The sequence below is a fragment of the Streptomyces sp. NPDC054872 genome (assembly GCF_053610705.1).
Window position 1 is genome coordinate 127351 of sequence record NZ_JBSGYY010000022.1, and the last position, 16471, is coordinate 143821.

The 16471-nt window shown below is 71.9% G+C and carries 14 protein-coding genes and 1 pseudogene; 6 read left to right on the forward strand and 9 right to left on the reverse strand.

Going from position 1 to position 16471, the window contains the following annotated elements; genetic code table 11:
- Positions 1-26 precede the first annotated feature (26 nt).
- Positions 27-2246, reverse strand: a complete 2220-nt coding sequence (locus ACWGIH_RS25780) for an MMPL family transporter (protein ID WP_453446352.1) — start codon at positions 2244-2246, stop codon at positions 27-29.
- 126 nt (positions 2247-2372) lie between these two features.
- On the opposite strand from ACWGIH_RS25780, the gene ACWGIH_RS25785 reads away from it, so the two are divergent.
- Positions 2373-3200: an AfsR/SARP family transcriptional regulator gene (locus ACWGIH_RS25785; protein WP_453446350.1), complete on the forward strand. Its 828-nt coding sequence runs from the start codon at positions 2373-2375 to the stop codon at positions 3198-3200.
- A gap of 22 nt (positions 3201-3222) precedes the next feature.
- Here ACWGIH_RS25785 and ACWGIH_RS25790 read toward each other — a convergent pair whose 3' ends face one another.
- Positions 3223-3921 carry a TetR/AcrR family transcriptional regulator gene (locus tag ACWGIH_RS25790; RefSeq protein ID WP_453446348.1) on the reverse strand — a complete coding sequence of 233 codons (699 nt, stop codon included), beginning with the start codon at positions 3919-3921 and terminating at the stop codon, positions 3223-3225.
- Positions 3922-4095: 174 nt separating this feature from the next.
- Between ACWGIH_RS25790 and ACWGIH_RS25795 the strand changes: the two genes are divergently transcribed.
- On the forward strand, positions 4096-4599 hold the full coding sequence (locus ACWGIH_RS25795; RefSeq protein WP_453446346.1) for a nitroreductase family deazaflavin-dependent oxidoreductase: 504 nt from the start codon (positions 4096-4098) through the stop codon (positions 4597-4599).
- A 51-nt stretch (positions 4600-4650) separates the two neighbouring features.
- Here ACWGIH_RS25795 and ACWGIH_RS25800 read toward each other — a convergent pair whose 3' ends face one another.
- Entirely contained in the window at positions 4651-5853 is a 1203-nt protein-coding gene (locus ACWGIH_RS25800; RefSeq protein WP_453446344.1) for a geranylgeranyl reductase family protein, read from the reverse strand.
- Positions 5854-5988: 135 nt separating this feature from the next.
- Here ACWGIH_RS25800 and ACWGIH_RS25805 point away from each other — a divergent pair, with 135 nt between their 5' ends.
- Entirely contained in the window at positions 5989-7344 is a 1356-nt protein-coding gene (locus ACWGIH_RS25805) for a M20/M25/M40 family metallo-hydrolase (RefSeq protein WP_453446342.1), read from the forward strand.
- Between the two features lie 144 nt (positions 7345-7488).
- Here ACWGIH_RS25805 and ACWGIH_RS25810 read toward each other — a convergent pair whose 3' ends face one another.
- Positions 7489-8532 (reverse strand): NUDIX domain-containing protein, encoded by a 1044-nt coding sequence (locus tag ACWGIH_RS25810; RefSeq protein ID WP_453446341.1) that lies wholly within the window; start codon positions 8530-8532, stop codon positions 7489-7491.
- A gap of 304 nt (positions 8533-8836) precedes the next feature.
- On the opposite strand from ACWGIH_RS25810, the gene ACWGIH_RS25815 reads away from it, so the two are divergent.
- Positions 8837-9214: an STAS domain-containing protein gene (locus ACWGIH_RS25815; RefSeq protein ID WP_453446339.1), complete on the forward strand. Its 378-nt coding sequence runs from the start codon at positions 8837-8839 to the stop codon at positions 9212-9214.
- A gap of 163 nt (positions 9215-9377) precedes the next feature.
- On the opposite strand, the gene ACWGIH_RS25820 is transcribed toward ACWGIH_RS25815, so the two are convergent.
- Entirely contained in the window at positions 9378-9554 is a 177-nt protein-coding gene (locus ACWGIH_RS25820; RefSeq protein WP_453446337.1) for a hypothetical protein, read from the reverse strand.
- A 304-nt stretch (positions 9555-9858) separates the two neighbouring features.
- On the reverse strand, positions 9859-10824 hold the full coding sequence (locus ACWGIH_RS25825) for an ROK family protein (RefSeq protein ID WP_453446336.1): 966 nt from the start codon (positions 10822-10824) through the stop codon (positions 9859-9861).
- A gap of 174 nt (positions 10825-10998) precedes the next feature.
- Here ACWGIH_RS25825 and ACWGIH_RS25830 point away from each other — a divergent pair, with 174 nt between their 5' ends.
- Entirely contained in the window at positions 10999-12045 is a 1047-nt protein-coding gene (locus ACWGIH_RS25830; RefSeq protein ID WP_453446334.1) for a LacI family DNA-binding transcriptional regulator, read from the forward strand.
- 27 nt (positions 12046-12072) lie between these two features.
- Here the strand turns inward: ACWGIH_RS25830 and ACWGIH_RS25835 are convergent, their stop codons facing one another.
- Together ACWGIH_RS25835 and ACWGIH_RS25840 are read right to left on the reverse strand one after the other, a co-directional pair.
- Positions 12073-13806 carry a serine/threonine-protein kinase gene (locus ACWGIH_RS25835; RefSeq protein ID WP_453446332.1) on the reverse strand — a complete coding sequence of 578 codons (1734 nt, stop codon included), beginning with the start codon at positions 13804-13806 and terminating at the stop codon, positions 12073-12075.
- A 75-nt stretch (positions 13807-13881) separates the two neighbouring features.
- Positions 13882-15174, reverse strand: a complete 1293-nt coding sequence (locus ACWGIH_RS25840; protein WP_453446331.1) for a DUF6986 family protein — start codon at positions 15172-15174, stop codon at positions 13882-13884.
- A 230-nt stretch (positions 15175-15404) separates the two neighbouring features.
- On the opposite strand from ACWGIH_RS25840, the gene ACWGIH_RS25845 reads away from it, so the two are divergent.
- Entirely contained in the window at positions 15405-16301 is an 897-nt protein-coding gene (locus ACWGIH_RS25845; RefSeq protein ID WP_453446329.1) for an endonuclease/exonuclease/phosphatase family protein, read from the forward strand.
- Positions 16302-16372: 71 nt separating this feature from the next.
- Here ACWGIH_RS25845 and ACWGIH_RS25850 read toward each other — a convergent pair.
- Positions 16373-16471 (reverse strand): annotated as a pseudogene (locus ACWGIH_RS25850) (electron transfer flavoprotein subunit alpha/FixB family protein); the annotation flags it as partial.

Here is a 16471-nt window from a genome sequence, read left to right on the forward strand (position 1 = left end):
CCGCGGGCGTCACCCTGACGTGGCGATCACGCGTACTCCCGCGGGAGTACCTCGGGGTCCTCGCTGCTCTCCGCGCTGCCCTGCGCACCCCCGCCCGCACCTTCGCGCAGGCCGAGGCGCCGGTGCAGCCGCTGCAGCGGACCCGGCGCCCACCAGTTGGCGCGGCCCGCGAGCCGCATGGCGACGGGCAGCAGGACCACGCGGATGAGGGTGGCGTCCACGAGGATCGTCACGGCGGTGCCGACGCCGAGTTCCTTCAGGAAGACGACGCCCCCGGTCGCGTACGTGAGGAACGAGAGGGCGAGGATCCCGGCCGCCGCGGTGATCAGCGGGGCGCTCTGCCGGATCCCGGTCGCCACCGCTTGCTCCGTGTCGCCGACCCGCTCGTACTCCTCCTTGATCCGCGCCAGCATGAACACCTCGTAGTCCATCGACAGGCCGTAGGCGACGCAGAACATCAGCACCGGGATGCTCGGCTCGATCGACCCGGTGGGCGTGAAGCCGAGCAGCCCCGACAGGTGGCCCTCCTGGAAGACCCACACAAGGCACCCGAACATCACCGACAGGCTGAGCAGATTGAGCACGGTCGCCTTGGCGGGCAGGAGCAGGCTGCCGGTCATCAGGAAGAGGACGCCGAAGGTGGCGAGGAGGATCAGACCGACGGCGTACGGAAGACGGTCGAGGAGGGTGGCCCGGAAGTCGGTGGTCTCGGCCGGATAGCCGCCGACCAGGACGGTCGCTGGGGCCGGGGTGTCGCGGACGGTCTCGACGAAGGCGGGCACGTCGCCGTACATCGCCGCCTGGGTCGGGACGACGGCGAGCCGGGTGCCGTCTCGTCCTGGGGCGAGCGTCGAAGGCCCGGTGCGGCGGCCGTCCTGGTAGCTGCCGGTGGGGGCATCGACCTGGAACACGCCCTGGACGCGGGAGAGTCCGGCGGCGTACCGCTGCGTCTCCTGGGCGCTCGTCGCCTCCCGGAGCAGGACCTGGACGGTGTCGGTCGGCTCGGCGGGGAACTCCTTGTGGACGATCTCGGATGTGGTGCGGGAGGAGGTGCCCGCGGGCAGGGTCCGCTCGTCCGGCAACCCGAACCGCAGGCCGAGCAGCGGAGACGCGGCGAGCAGCAGGACCCCCACCACGGCCGCGCCCATGGCGATCGGGCGGCGCATGGCGGTGAGCGCGATCCGCTGCCAGAAGCCGCCCGCCTCCGCGCGCCGCGGGCGCCCCGGGCGTTCCCGGCGTTCCACCCGGTGACCCCAGCGGGCGAGCGCGGCGGGCAGCAGGAGCAGCGCTCCGGCCACCGCGGTCACGACGACGAGGATCCCCGCGTAGGCGAAGGAGCTCAGGAAGAAGAACGGGAAGACCAGAAGCGCGCAGAGCGAGACCGCCACGGTGACCCCGCTGAAGATCACGGTGCGTCCGGCGGTGGCGGTCGCGCGGATCACGGCTTCCCGTTGGACGTGCCCCGCCTGCCGTTCCTCGCGGTAGCGGTTGATGACGAAGAGGCTGTAGTCGATGCCGAGCCCGAGACCGAGGACCAGTGCGAGGTTCGCTGCGAACGTCGACACCTCGGTGACCTGTGCGATCGCCCGGAGCCCGGCGAGCGTGCCGACGACGGAGAGCAGCCCGACGCCGACGGTCAGGAGGGCGGCCACCGTGCGCCGGTAGACCAGGATCAGCAGGAGCACGACGGCGGGGAGGGCGAACATCTCGGCGCGCAGGAAGTCGGTACGGGCCTGCTCGCCGACCTGCCGTGAGATCTCCTCCTGGCCGCCGACGGAAACCGTCATATCGGGTGTGCTTCGCGCGAGTTCGGGCGACAGGGTGGCGAGGCGTTCGCGGGTGTCGGTGGCGTTGCCCTCCAGACGGGCGAGGATCAGGGCGCGTTCACCGTCGGCGGCACGCAGGGCGCGGCTCTTGCCGGTCCAGTAGGCGCTGACGTCCGTGACGCCCGGGATGTCCCGTACCTCGGCTGCCAGTTGGCGGGCGGCAGCCGTCGTACGCGGTGAGTCGACGTCGCCGTCGCGGGCCGTCACGAGGAGCGCGAGGTTGGGGTTCCCCGTGCCGTACTCCTCGCGCAGGATGTCCGCCGCGCGCATGGACTGGGTGCCTGGCGCGTCCCAGCGCGCGAGGTCGAGGTCGGCCTGGGCGCCGGCTCCGTAGGCGCCGAGGCCGAGGAAGGCCAGTACCACGCCGATCAGGACGGCGCGGCTGTGCCGCACCACGCATCGGCCGAGCCGGGTCAGCATCGCTGTGTGCCTCTCTGCCGGGATCCCCCTACGGGATCCGGTGGCGCCACGGTCGCGCCCGCTGCTGGAAGGCTCGCTGGAAGATCCACTGGAAGGCGGGCGGCCGGTCCGGGTTACGCTCGGCTCATGGGTGGTGCGGGGTTGTCCACGGGGATGCGTTTCGAACTGCTGGGCCCGCTGCGGGTGTTGCGCGACGGCGAGGAGGTGCGGCTCGGGCCGCCGAAGGAGCGCGCCGTGCTCGCCGTACTGCTCCTCCAGGAGGGGCGGCCCCTCTCGTACGAAGGTCTCGTCGACGCGGTGTGGGGCGACGCACCGCCCGCTCATGTGCGCAATCTCGTGCAGAAGTACGTCTCCGGGGTGCGGCGGGCCTTCACGGGCGCGGGTGCGGAGGCAGGCGGGGACACGGCGGGTCCGACCCTCACGTGGACCGGCAGTGGCTACCGGCTCTCCGGCGCGGTGGCCGACGATCTGCGCGAGCGGCGGCAGTTGATCGATGAGGCGCTCACCGCGCGCGACGCGGGGCGGCTGCTGCGCGCGGGCGAACTCGTCGACCGGGCCGAGGCGTTGTGGCGCGGCGAGTTCGCGGAAGGTCTCAACGCGCCCTACCTGGCGGCCGAACGGCTCCGGTGGCGCGAGAAACGCCTCACCGTCGTGGAGGCCAGGATCGCGGGGGAGATCGAACTCGGCCGCTCCTTCGAGTACGTCCACGAACTCATCCGGCTTGTGGCCGCCCACCCCCTGCGCGAGCGCCCGGTGGAGCTCCTGATGAACGCCCTGTACCGAACCGGCCGCTCCTCGGACGCCCTGCTCGCCTTCGAAGCGGCACGGCACCGGATCGCGGACGCCATGGGCGCGGACCCGGGCCCCGCGCTGCGGTCCCTGCACGAGCGGATGCTGCGCCAGGATCCTGAGCTGCTCGCCACGCGCCCGCAGACCCCCGTGACGGCGGCCTGAGGGCGCGGCTGCCGTTGCGGACCTACTTCTGCTCCAGCAGGCCGACTCCGTGGGCGAGTTGCGTCGCCGCGTACGAGAAGAACTCCGTACGGTCCTCGACGACGCGGTTGAACTGCCCGAACACCTCGAAGCCGACGAGCCCGAACAGCTGGGCCCACGCCGCGACCATCGCCGCGATCACCGCCGGCGGCAGGTCGGGCGCGAGATCGGCGGCAATGCGCTCGGCCTCCGGGCGCAGCCCTTCCGGCAACGGCCGCACGGCGACACCGCGCCCCTGGTGGGCATCGCGCACGATGCCGACGAGCAGCAGTCCCACGCGAGCGGCGGCTTCGATCGTGGAGGCGGGCGCGCTGTAGCCGGGGACGGGCGAGCCGTAGATGAGGGCGTACTCGTGGGGATGCGCGAGGGCCCAGGTCCGCACGGCTTCGCACACGACCGTCCAGCGCCGCACGGGTTCGGCGGACGCGACCTCGGCGTGCGCCGCCTCGGCTGCGGCGCCGAGGGAGTCGTAGGCGTCGATGATGAGCGCGGTCAGGAGTTCGTCGCGGCTGGGGAAGTAGCGGTAGAGGGCGGAGGACACCATGCCGAGTTCGCGGGCGACGGCGCGCAGCGAGAGCTTGGCCGCCCCGTCGGCCGCCAGTTGTCTGCGTGCCTCGTCCTTGATGGCGGCGGTGACTTCGGCTCGGGCGCGGGCCCTGGCCCCGCTGGTGGCGCTGCTCATACGGGCAGTGTGCCACGAGTTCGGAGCAGTGCACCAAAAGGTGAGCAGTGCACCGCGAACCGAGCTCCGCACAAATTAGAGAGCACTGCTCTTGTAATGGAGCACCCGTCTCGTGCACACTGCTCTCAAGCGAGAGCAGTGCTCTCGGAAACTCTCCCGACTCTGGCGGTCACCATGTCTTCGTCGTCCTCATCGTCTTCGTCGTCCTCCGCTTCCTCCTCCTCGGGCTCCCCCACCCCCTACTACCTCAAGGGCAGCCCGCTCGCCGTGCGGCTGAACAGCGTGATCGGCTGGCTGGCACGGCGCGGAATCAGCCTGATGGGATCAGCCGAGCTCTCCGTACGGGGACGCAAGAGCGGCCAGATGCAGCGCATCCCGGTCAACCCCTTCACATACGAAGGCGCCCAGTACCTGGTCTCGGCGCGCGGCCACTCGCAGTGGGTGCGCAACATGCGCGCGGCGGGCGGAGGCGAGCTGCGCGTGGGCCGCAAGGTGCGCGCGTTCACGGTGGAGGAGGTCCCGGACGCGCACAAGCTGCCGCTCCTTCGCGGCTACCTGGAGAAGTGGGGCTGGGAGGTCAACCAGTACTTCAAGGGCGTCACCGCGAAGTCCACGGACGCGGAGATCGAGGCGGCCGCGGGCGACCACCCCGTCTTCCGCGTCACCCTCACCAAGTGAGGCCGGGCGCCTGCGGGTGGATTCCGCCTAACGCCCGCGGGTGGATTCCGCCTACCGGTCGAAGGCGCTCAGCGCCCGTCCCGCCAGCGGATGGTTGCGCACCAGCTCGCCGAGCGTCGTCGAACCGCGGGTGATCCTCGCGAACGCGTTCCACGCGGGCCGGAACCCGGTGATCGCCGCGTGCAGCGTGCCCGGGCGGCGCTCGAAGAGGGCGAGCATGCGCTTGCCCACGCTCATCTCGACACCGAGGCCCGCCTTGACGGCGAAGGCGTAGTTCAAGGCCTGGCGGCGGGCGTCGACCGCGTCGTGCGCCTCACCGATCCGCACCGCCCACTCCCCCGCGAGCCGCCCCGAGCGCAGCGCGAAGGAGATGCCCTCGCGGGTCCACGGCTCAAGGAGACCCGCCGCGTCACCGCACACCAGGACCCGGCCGCGCGAGAGCGGCGAGTCGTCGCTGCGGCAGCGCGTGAGATGGCCGGAGGAGATGCTCGGCTCGAAGCCCGCGAGCCCGAGGCGGGCGATGAAGTCCTCCAAATACCGCTTGGTGGCCGAGCCTTCACCGCGCGCGGAGATGACACCGACGGTGAGGGTGTCGCCCTTGGGGAACACCCAGCCGTAACTGCCCGGCATGGGACCCCAGTCGATGAGCACACGGCCCGCCCAGTCCTCGGCGACGCTCTGCGGCACCGGGATCTCGGCTTCCAGGCCCAGGTCCACCTGGTCCAGCTTCACGCCGACATGTGCTCCTATGCGGCTCGCACTGCCGTCGGCCCCGACGACCGCGCGCGCCAGCACCGTCTCGCCGCCCTGCAGGACCACCGCGACCGTCCGCCGGTCGGGCACCACGGAGCCGTGCTGCTCCACGCGCGCGACGGTGACGCCGGTGCGCACCTCGGCGCCCGCCTTCTGCGCGTGCTCGACCAGTTGCTGGTCGAACTCGGGGCGGTTGATCAGCCCGAAGAGCATCTGCTTCGAGCGGCGCGTCCGTGCGAACTTGCCGTCCAGGGAGAACGTCACCGCGTGCACCCGGTCCCTGAAGGGCAGCTCGAACCCCGGCGGGAGCGCGTCACGCGAGGGGCCGATGATGCCGCCGCCACACGTCTTGTACCGAGGCAGTTCGGCTTTCTCCAGGACGAGGACGCTGCGTCCCGCGACGGCTGCCGCGTAGGCCGCCGAGGCCCCCGCGGGTCCTGCTCCCACCACGACGACGTCCCATACGTACTGCGCGTCGTCCGCTGAGTTCTCGCTGCTCACGTTGGTCTACCGCTCCCGATCCAGCTGTTGGCCGCGCTTTCCAGGGCATCCTACGGCGGGCACCTCGGGCACCCTGCTGTGGGAGGATCACCACGCCCACGTACGTACAACGTCGCACCCACGAGGAGCGTGCCCATGTCGCCGGATCCGATCACCGAGACCATCGCCTCACTCATGCCGAGGGCGAAGGCGGAGCTCACCGAACTGGTGGCCTTCAAGTCGGTGGCGGACTTCGACCAGTTCCCCAGGAGCGAGAGCGAGGCCGCCGCGAACTGGGTGGCGGACGCGCTGCGCGCCGAGGGGTTCCAGGACGTGGCCCTGCTCGACACCCCGGACGGCACCCAGTCGGTGTACGGCCTGCTGCCCGGCCCCGAGGGCGCTCCCACCGTGCTGCTCTACGCGCACTACGACGTGCAGCCGCCGCTCGACGAGGCGGCATGGACCAGCCCGCCGTTCGAGCTGACGGAGCGCGAAGGACGCTGGTACGGACGCGGCAGCGCCGACTGCAAGGGCGGCGTCCTGATGCACCTGCTCGCGCTGCGCGCCCTGAAGGCGAACGGCGGCGTCCCGGTCACCGTCAAGGTGATCGCCGAGGGCTCCGAGGAGCAGGGCACGGGCGGTCTCGAGCGGTACGCCGAGCAGCACCCCGACCTCCTCGCCGCCGACACCATCGTCATCGGCGACGCGGGCAACTTCCGCGTCGGCCTGCCGACGGTGACCGCCACGCTCCGCGGCATGACCCTCGTGCGCGTCCGCATCGACACGCTTGCGGGCAATCTGCACTCGGGACAGTTCGGCGGCGCGGCCCCCGACGCGCTCGCGGCGCTGGTGCGGGTGCTCGACTCGCTGCGTGCGGAGGACGGTTCGACGACGGTCGACGGGCTCACCGGCGACGAGGTGTGGGACGGGCTTCAGTACGAGGAGGACGACTTCCGCAAGGACGCCAAGGTCCTCGACGGCGTACGTCTGGTCGGCAAGGGCACGGTCGCCGACCGCATCTGGGCGCGCCCCGCAGTCACGGTGCTCGGCATCGACTGCCCGCCGGTGGTCGGCGCGACCCCGTCCGTGCAGGCGGCCGCGCGGGCGCTGATCAGCCTGCGGGTGCCGCCGGGCGTGGACGCGGCCGAGGCCACCAAGCTGCTCCAGGCGCACCTGGAGACGCACACCCCCTGGGGTGCGCAGGTGACCACCGAGCAGATCGGGCAGGGCCAGCCGTTCCGCGCGGACACCACGAGCCCGGCGTACGCGGCGATGGCGGAGGCGATGGGCGAGGCGTACCCGGGCGAGGAGATGCAGTACGCGGGGCAGGGCGGCTCGATCCCGCTGTGCAACACCCTCGCCGCGCTGTACCCCCGTGCGGAGATCCTGCTGATCGGCCTGAGCGAGCCCGAGGCGCAGATCCACGCGGTCAACGAGAGTGTGTCGCCCGAGGAGTTGGAGCGGCTCTCGGTCGCGGAGGCGCTGTTCCTCCAGAAGTACGCGGCGAGCTGACCCACCGGCGGACGGGGCAGGGGGAGCAATCCCTCTGCCCTCGGCCGACAACCCTCCGGTGCTCCCCCGAGAGGTCCGGGAGCTGTCGGAAAGCCGTGCTGCGGGCCGCCGTCGAGCGGTACGCCGAGGGCTGATGCCCGTAGATCATTCGGGGCCGACCGGGACCCCCGCCTCCAGGTACAGGGTGACCCCGCGCTCCCGCGCGCGCAGGGCCCAGCGCAGCCGTTCGTAGCGCACGGGGGGCAGCAGCAGGGCCGCCTCCTGCTCGGTGACGAAGCGGCAGTCGCGCAGTTCGGGGCCGGGCAGCAGCATCTGGCGCGCCTCGGCGCTGTCGAGGCGCCCGCCGTCGAAGAGGAACCGCATGCCTCCGTAGCCGGGCGGCCTCGGCGGTTCCCAGTCGGCGACGAGGAGCCGGGGCACGTCGGCGAGTTGGATGCCGGTCTCCTCTGCCACCTCGCGCATGCCCGCGCGCGCGGGCGCCTCTCCTGGTTCGACGACGCCGCCGGGGAACTCCCAGCCGGCCTTGTACGTCGGGTCGACGAGCAGCACCCGGTCCCGCTCGTCGAAGAGCAGCACACCGGCCGCGAGCGTTTCCGCGGTGGGCTCCGGGGTCTGCACGATGTCGCAGACGGACGCCGCCCCGGTACGTACGGCGTCGGCGATGCGCGCGGCGGTCTCCCAGGGGCTGAGCGCGCCGGTGTCGATGCGGTGGGCGTCGGCGCCGAGCCAGCCCGCGAGCGCGGCGCGGTACGGCTCGATGTGGGCGAACGACCACTGCCGTACGCGCGTGTCGCCCTCCGGCAGGTCCGGCACCGGGCGGCCTGATATCCGCTCGCGCAGGATCGTTTCATCCGGGGCCAGAACGACATGGCACACGGCGATCCTGCGCGAGGCGAGACCGCCGAAGATCTCGTCGCGGTAGTCCTGCCGGAGCAGGGTCATCGGCACCACGAGGACGCCGCCGACCTCGGCGAGCAGGGCTGCCGCCGTGTCCACGACGAGCCGCCGCCAGAGCGGCAGGTCCTGGTAGTCGCTCACCTCGGCGAGGCGCTTGGCGGGCAGCAGTTCGTGCAGGCTGCCGCCGATGACCTCGGGGTCGAAGAGTGTGCTGTTCGGGATCAGCTCGATCAGTTCCCGTGCGGCGCTGGTCTTGCCCGCACCGAACGCGCCGTTGACCCAGACGATCACGGTTCCCCCTCTTCTGTTGGCCCCCTGTGGCTTGCCCGCAACACCCTGCCACGGAAACCAGGCCCTGATGAGGCCGCCACCCCCAGGGCCGAAAGGCGCCCTAAACTGTCAAGCGATTCGCATTCACTTCACCCCATCGGGTGGCAGTCACCCTGCATGAATCGTTCCCTCACTGCGGGGCACGCCCTCCGCCGCTAGCGTGATCCGCCAGGCGCCCCAGCCCCTGGTGACCTCCTGAATCCGGCTCTTCCGATGCGCCCCGCTCACGCGAGGATCCGGCCGATGCTCGACACTGGGGGGACATGTGCAACTCGATGCACTGAACGAATTCGCTTTCGAGGACTCCGATCACCAGCCCCGCGTGTACGGCCACAACGGCGCGGTCGTCGTCGAACTGCACGGCGAGGTCGACCTGTTGGCCTATCAGCAGATCGTCCCGCTCCTCGACCCCATCACCGGCGGTACGGCGACCACAGTGGTCATCGACCTCACCCACACCACGTTCTTCGACTGCTCCGGCCTCGGTCTGCTGGTGCGTGCGCGCCGCCGCACGAACGCCAGGGACGCCCGCCTCGCCGTGGTCTGCACCAACCCCCTGACGCTCCGCGTCCTGCGCCTCACGGGCCTCACTCCCCTGCTGTCGCCCGTCCCCACGCTGGAAGAGGCACTGCGGCAGAAGTGAGCCCGCGCCAGAGGCGGCAGGCTCTCGGCGGCCACTGGAGTGGGCTCAGGGGTGCTGCGGGGTCCGGGCAGCACCATAAGCCTGCCTCGCGGACGCCGTCGCCGGGAGTAGGCGCGCACGGTGCATATATGCATTCCGTTCACACCCCGTGTGAACGGGTCACTCACCGTGGCTTCGCGGCGGGCCGGGGCGCGCGGGCACGGTTGGGCCACCTGGTCCGGGTGTAGGCGTGGAAGTGGTCGCCGGCGTGGTCCTGCCCGAGGGTGCAGTGCAGGACATCACCGGGCCTCTCGTCCCAGCACAGGCCGGGAATCTCACGGGCGTGCCTCGGGGCTTTCATGCGGAGCGCTCCGTCTGCTGAGTGTTGTCGGTGGCCACGCCCCGACACTCTCAATCGCGCTGGTCGGAGCGGGACATGACAGCCCATGACACGGACCGGATCATGCGGACGGCTCACCCCCTGTCGGACCCCGACGTCGGCCCCGCGATGAAGTGCGGCCGCAGGAGCTGGAAAGGCCAGGATCTACGGCCTGCGGCCACGGCACTGGCCCGAGGCCACGAATCCGGTCCATGGCCGTGCGTCCGGTACGCGGCCGCGCGTCCGGTCCACGGCCACGAAAGGCGCCTCCTCGCGGCGCGAGCGGTCAGCTCCCCACCGCGGGCCGCAGGTCCGCGGCCCTCTCCTCCTGGCTGAGCGCGGCGGCCGCGGCCCCCACGAGACCCGCGTCCGTGCCCATCAAGGCCGGGGCCACGGTCAGTTGGCGTACGAACGAGAGCGTGGCGTAGTCCTTCAGGGAGCGCCGCAGCGGCTCGAAGAGCACGTCTCCCGCCTTGCCCACCCCGCCCCCGATGACCGCGATGTCGATCTCGACGAGCGTCGCCGTCGCGGCGATCCCCGCGGCGAGCGCCTGCGCCGCCCGCTCGAAGGAGGCGACGGCGACCGGGTCCCCGGTGCGCGCGGCGAGGGCCACCGCGGCGGCGGACGTGTCGCCGTCGGGCCCCGGCCGCCAGCCGCCCTCCCACGCGCGGCGGGCGATGTTGGGCCCACTGGCTATGCGCTCCACACACCCGCGCGCACCGCACGGGCAGGGGTCGCCGTCCAGGTCGACGCTGATGTGACCGATGTGCCCCGCGTTCCCGGTGGGGCCGGGGTGCAGCTTGCCCCCGAGGATCAGGCCGCCCCCGACGCCCGTGGACACCACGAGACACAGGGCGTTGTCGTGCCCGCGGGCCGCGCCCTGCCAGTGCTCGGCCGCCGTCATCGCGACGCCGTCCCCGACCAGCTCGACCGGGAGGCCGCCGGTGGCCGCGCGCACCCGCTCGACCAGCGGGTAGCCGCGCCAGCCGGGGACGTTCACCGGGCTGACCGTCCCCGCCGACGCGTCCACGGGGCCCGCGCTGCCGATTCCCACCGCGCGCGCCCTGCCCCACATCGGGGAACGCGTGAGCTCGCCGATGACCTCTTCGACCGCCCGCATCACGGTGTCGCCGTCCTCGCGCGCGGGCGTGGGCCGCTGGGCGCGCAGCAGGATCCGGCCGCGCCCGTCCACCAGGGCGCCGGCGATCTTGGTGCCGCCGATGTCGAGTGCGGCGACGAGGTCCGTGTGCATCAGTGTCAGATCTCCTGGTGAAAGGACAGGCCGCTCTCCTGTGAAAGGGCAGGCCGGAGAATGTGATGGACAGTCTCTCTTGCATCTGACAACGTTGTCCAGGTTCTATGCTCGACGCCACATCACATAAGCACCACTTTCAGCTCACCTTCGTCGACGACAGGACAGCGCACCGTGGCCGAGACCGCCAGCCGACCCGAGCGACCCGAACCCCGCTACGGCAACCGTCCGACCATGAAGGACGTCGCCGCTCGCGCCGGAGTCGGCCTCAAGACGGTCTCCCGTGTCGTGAACGGCGAGCCGGGCGTCACCCCGGACACCGAACGCCGCGTACAGGAGGCCATCGACGCCCTCGGCTTCCGGCGCAACGACAGCGCGCGCGTCCTGCGCAAGGGCCGCACGGCCAGCATCGGCCTCGTCCTCGAAGACCTCGCCGACCCCTTCTACGGCCCTCTCAGCCGCGCCGTGGAGGAAGTCGCCCGCGCCCACGGCGCGCTCCTCATCAACGGTTCGAGCGCCGAAGACCCGGACCGCGAGCAGGAGTTGGTGCTCGCGCTGTGCGCGCGCCGGGTCGACGGACTCGTCGTCATTCCGGCCGGTGACGACCACCGCTACCTGGAGCCGGAGATCGCCGCCGGTGTCGCGACCGTCTTCGTCGACCGGCCCGCGGGCAAGATCGACGCCGATGTCGTGCTCTCCGACAGCTTCGGCGGCGCGCGCGACGGCGTCGCCCACCTCATCGCCCACGGCCACCGCCGCATCGGCTTCATCGGCGACCAGCCGCGCATCCACACCGCCATAGAGCGCCTGCGCGGCTACCGCGCCGCCATGGAGGACGCGGGCATTCCCGTCGAGGACGAGTGGATGTCGCTCGGCCCCACCGCCCCGGACCGCGTCGAGCAGGCCACCAGGACGATGCTGGGCGGCTCGGACCCCGTCACGGCGATCTTCGCGGGCAACAACCGCGTGACGGTGACCGTCGTCCGCGTCCTCGCCGGGCTCTCCCGCCCCGTCGCCCTCGTCGGCTTCGACGACATCGAGCTCGCCGACCTGCTGCAGCCGGGCGTGACCGTCGTCGCCCAGGACGCCGCGCAGCTGGGCAGGACCGCCGCGGAACGCCTGTTCCGTCAGCTGGACGGCGCGTCCGACGCCCCGGAGCGCATCGAGCTCCCGACGCGCCTCATCAAGCGCGGGTCGGGCGAACTGCCGCCCGCGGGCTGACGGCCGGCGGGCGGAGTGCGGGCGCGGTCAGCAGACGGGGAGGCCGGGCAGCGGCTTGTCGTTGTCGCCGCCCTTGATGTAGACGTCGCTGATGAAGACGTCCTTGTTGCCGCTGTCGTCGTCCGTCTTCGCCCACCAGACGTTCGTCCACTCGCCGTGCGTCTCGCGACGGCCCAGGTTCTGCTGGCAGTAGAAGTAGTTCGTGCCCGCGTTCAGGACGCCCGCCTCGGCGCCCGACGCGGTGTACGACGTCGCCGTACGCCAGACCGAGCAGTCGTACTTGCCGCCGCCCGCGGCGTGGCAGGCGGCTTCGGGGGCCGGATCGTCACCGCCGCCCGTCGTGCCGCCGGAGCCGTCGGAACCGCCGCCTGTCGTGCCGCCGTCCCCGGTGGGCTCGGTGGAGGGCTTGGGGCGGGTCGCCGGTCTGTCCGTGGACTTGGGGTCGTCGTCCTTGCCCGCGGAGGGCTTCGCCTCCGGCTTGCGGGACTTCTCGTCGCCTTGCTTCGAGGGCTTGGGGCCGTCCGTGCCGTCCAGCGCGCCCCGGCTGCTGTCGGCTTCCGGCTCGGCTGCTCCCCCGGAGGCCGCGGGTCGCCCGGCCTGACTTCCGCCGTCCTCCGGGCCGTTGAGGAGGGCGACGGTGACGCCGGTCGCCGCAAGGACGACGACCACGGCCACCGCGGCGAGCAGCGCCCTGCCGCGGCGCGGGCGACGTCCAGGGGGTACGGCGGCGGGCGCCGGCACGGCCCCGGAGGGCATCGCCCCGTCGGCGAGCGGTGGTCCGAAGCCCGGCGGTGGGCCGCTCGGGATGCTGCGCTCCGTGGCCTCCCTGGGCCGTCGCGTGTTCTCCCGCAGCGGGGCCGTGACCGCGCCGCCAGCCGCGTCGGACAGCAGCAGCGCCGCCTGTTCCGCGTCCGGCCGGGCCAGCGGGTCCTTGTGCATCAGCTGTTGCAGCACGGGGATGAGGGGCCCGGCTCTCTGCGGCTCGGGAAGCGGGTCGGTGACGATCGCGGTGAGCGTGGACCACGTCGACGTACGGCGGAAGGGCGATGCTCCCTCGACCGCCGCGTACAGCGTGGCGCCCAGGGCCCATACGTCGGATGCGGGGCCGGGGTCCTGCCCCTGGGCGCGTTCGGGTGCCAAGTAGTCCAGGGAGCCGACGAGTTCGCCGCTGCGCGTGAGGTGGGTGGCGGAGCCGTCCCCCGGGTCGTCCATCGTGGCGATGCCGAAGTCGGTCAGGACGACGCGGCCGATCGGGGTCTCCCCCGGTCGAGCGGAGCCGAGGGCTCGGGGCGTCTCCAGGAGGATGTTGCCGGGCTTCACGTCGCGGTGCAGGACTCCCGCGCGGTGGGCGGCGGCGAGTGCCTCCATGACCTTGGCGCCGATGGCCGCCGCCTCGCCGGGGTCGAGGGTGCCGCGCTCACGCAGTACGTCGTCCAGGGATGGCCCTTCGACCAGTTCCATGACGATCAGGGGCCGCCCGTCGACCTCCGCCACGTCGTGCACGGCGACGACTCCGGGATGGCGCACCCGGGCGGCCGCGCGGGCCTCGCGCTGCATCCGTACGCGCAGGTCGGCCAGTTCGGGCCCGGCCGCGTCCGTGTACGTGCGCAGTTCCTTGACGGCGACCTCGCGGCCGAGCACCTCGTCGACGGCGCGCCAGACGACGCCCATGCCGCCGCGTCCGAGCTGTGCGGTCACGCGATAGCGCCCGGCGAGCAGGCGGCCCACACCGCCGGTCTGTTCCTGATCCCCCGAAGTCACCGCTGCCCCGTTCCTGTGACACCACTGTGCGTGGCTCACAGACTACGGGGCAGGGGTGACAGCGCGTGCCGGGAGTTACTTGCCGTGAGGCGTGAGGTCCCCGCGGCGCGGGCCCGAGAAGTGCTGCAGGCGGGCCAGCGTCAGGCCGGTGAGCCGGGTGACCTCGCCGACGTCGAGGGCGCCGCAGTCCAGGCCGCGCAGCAGGTATCCGGCGAGCGCCTTGGCCGATGCCGGCTCGTCCGCCACGTCGCCGCCCTCGCGGTGCGCGGCGTACGCGGACAGGCGCGCGGCGGCCTGCTCGAAGCCCTCGCGGTAGAAGGCGAACACGGCAGCGTAGCGCGTGGGGATGTGGCCGGGGTGCATGTCCCAGCCCTGGTAGTAGGCGCGGGCAAGGGCGCGGCGCGTGAGGCCGTAGTGCAGCCGCCAGGCGTCGTGGACCTTCTCGGTGCTGCCGATGGGCAGCACGTTGGTGGAGCCGTCCGAGACGCGTACGCCGGTGCCTGCTGCCGCGACCTGCATGATCGCCTTGGCGTGGTCGGCGGCCGGGTGGTCGCTGGTCTGGTAGGCGGCGCTGACACCGAGGCAGGCGCTGTAGTCGAAGGTGCCGTAGTGCAGACCCGTGGCGCGGCCCTCGGCGGCGCCGATCATGCGGGCCACGGTGGCGGTGCCGTCGGTGGCCAGGATGGACTGGCTGGTCTCGATCTGGATCTCGAAGCCGATCCGGCCCGGCTCGAGGCCGCGAACCTTCTCGAACTCCTCCAGGAGGTGCACCATCGCGGTGACCTGCTCGGGGTAGGTGACCTTGGGCAGGGTCAGGACGAGGCCGTCGGGCAGCCCGCCCGCCTCCATGAGGCCGGACAGGAAGATGTCGAGGGTGCGGATGGCGCGGTCGCGTACCGCCTCCTCCATGCACTTCATACGGATGCCCATGTACGGGGCGGCGGTGCCGTTCTTGTAGGCCTCGGCGATCAGGCGGGCCGCGCGGGCGGCGTCCTGGTCCTCGTCCGCGCCCTTGTAGCCGTCCTCGAAGTCGATGCGCAGGTCCTCGATGGGCTCGCGCTCCAGCTTGGCGCGCACGCGGTCGTAGACCGGCGCAGCCAGGTCGTCGGCGAGGCCGAGGACGCCCGCGAAGGAGGCGGCGTCCGGAGCGTGCTCGTCGAGGGCCTTCAGTGCCTGGTCGCCCCAGGTACGGATGATATCGGCGCCGAAGAGCTCACCGGGGACGTACACGGTGTGGACCGGCTGGCGGGTGCCCGGGTCGCCGGGGTAGCGGCGCTCGAGCTCCGCGTCCACCGGGGCGAGGGAAGCGCTGATGCCCTCGCTGACCGCGCCCGCGAGGCTCGTTGCCACCTTCTCTTGCTGACCCATTCCTGCACCCTCCACACGATCGGGCCCTCACACTCAGGGCCACTCAGGATTACTCGGAGTTTCCGCTCCACGGAATCAACAATCCGTATGGCGAAGTTATCCGGCGACCTTCCCGCTGGTCAACACCCTCTCGTCTGCCGGACCTCGTCCGTTCACCCCTGTCTCAGATCCTGCTTCCGCACTCGCGTGCCCGCACCTCATCCTGACCGCCACCCACTGAAGGAGACCGCGTGCCGAATGACACCCGAGTAACGCGCCGCCTCGGCCTGCAGACCGCGCTCGCCGCGGTGGCCGTGCCCCTGTTCACCACCGCGCTGGCCGCATCGCCCGCCCACGCGGTGGAGCGAGCGGGGCGCCGCCTGGAGGTCATGTCGTTCAACCTCCGCTACGCGAGCACCACGCCGCCCAACACCTGGGCCGACCGCCGCCCGGTGACCCGGGAACTCCTCCGCCGCGCGCGCCCTCATGTCATCGGCACCCAGGAAGGCCTCTACCATCAGGTACGGGACATCGCCGCGGATCTGGGCCAACACTACGACTGGATCGGAACCGGCCGCGCGGGCGGCAGCCGGGACGAGTTCATGAGCGTCTTCTACGACACCCGCAGACTCGCGCCGGTCTCGTACGACCACTACTGGCTCTCCGACACCCCGGACGTCATCGGGTCGAACACCTGGGGCGGCGGCTCCATCCGCATGGTCACCCTGGTCCGCTTCCACGACCTGCGCACGGACACCGAGCTGTACGTCCTCAACACCCATCTCGACAACGCGAGTCAGTACGCACGCGCGCGTGCCGCGAGTCTGATCGCCGAACGGATCGCCGGCCTCGACCCGTCCCTGCCGCTCCTGGTCACGGGCGACTTCAATGTCGCGGCACACAAGAACCCGGTGTACGACACGATGCTGGGTGCCGGTCTCGTCGACACCTGGGACGCGGCGGACGAGCGCAGCAAGGCGTATGCCACCTTCCACGGCTACCGGCCCCTGGTGCCGGACGGTGACCGGATCGACTGGATCCTGGCGACGCCCGGTGTGCGGGTCCACTCCGCGGTGATCAACACCTTCTCGCAGGGCGGCCAGTTCCCGAGCGACCATCTGCCGGTGCAGGCCTCACTGAGCCTGTGACGCGGCGAGGCCTTCGCCACCGCGGCTGTGCGCGGTGGCGAAGGCCTCGTGCTGGTCCTGCCTGAAGAAGCTCAGCCCTTGCGGGTGTTGACCTCTTCGGTGAGGGCGGGGACGACGTCGAAGAGGTCGCCGACCACGCCGTAGTCGACCAGGTCGAAGATCGGGGCCTC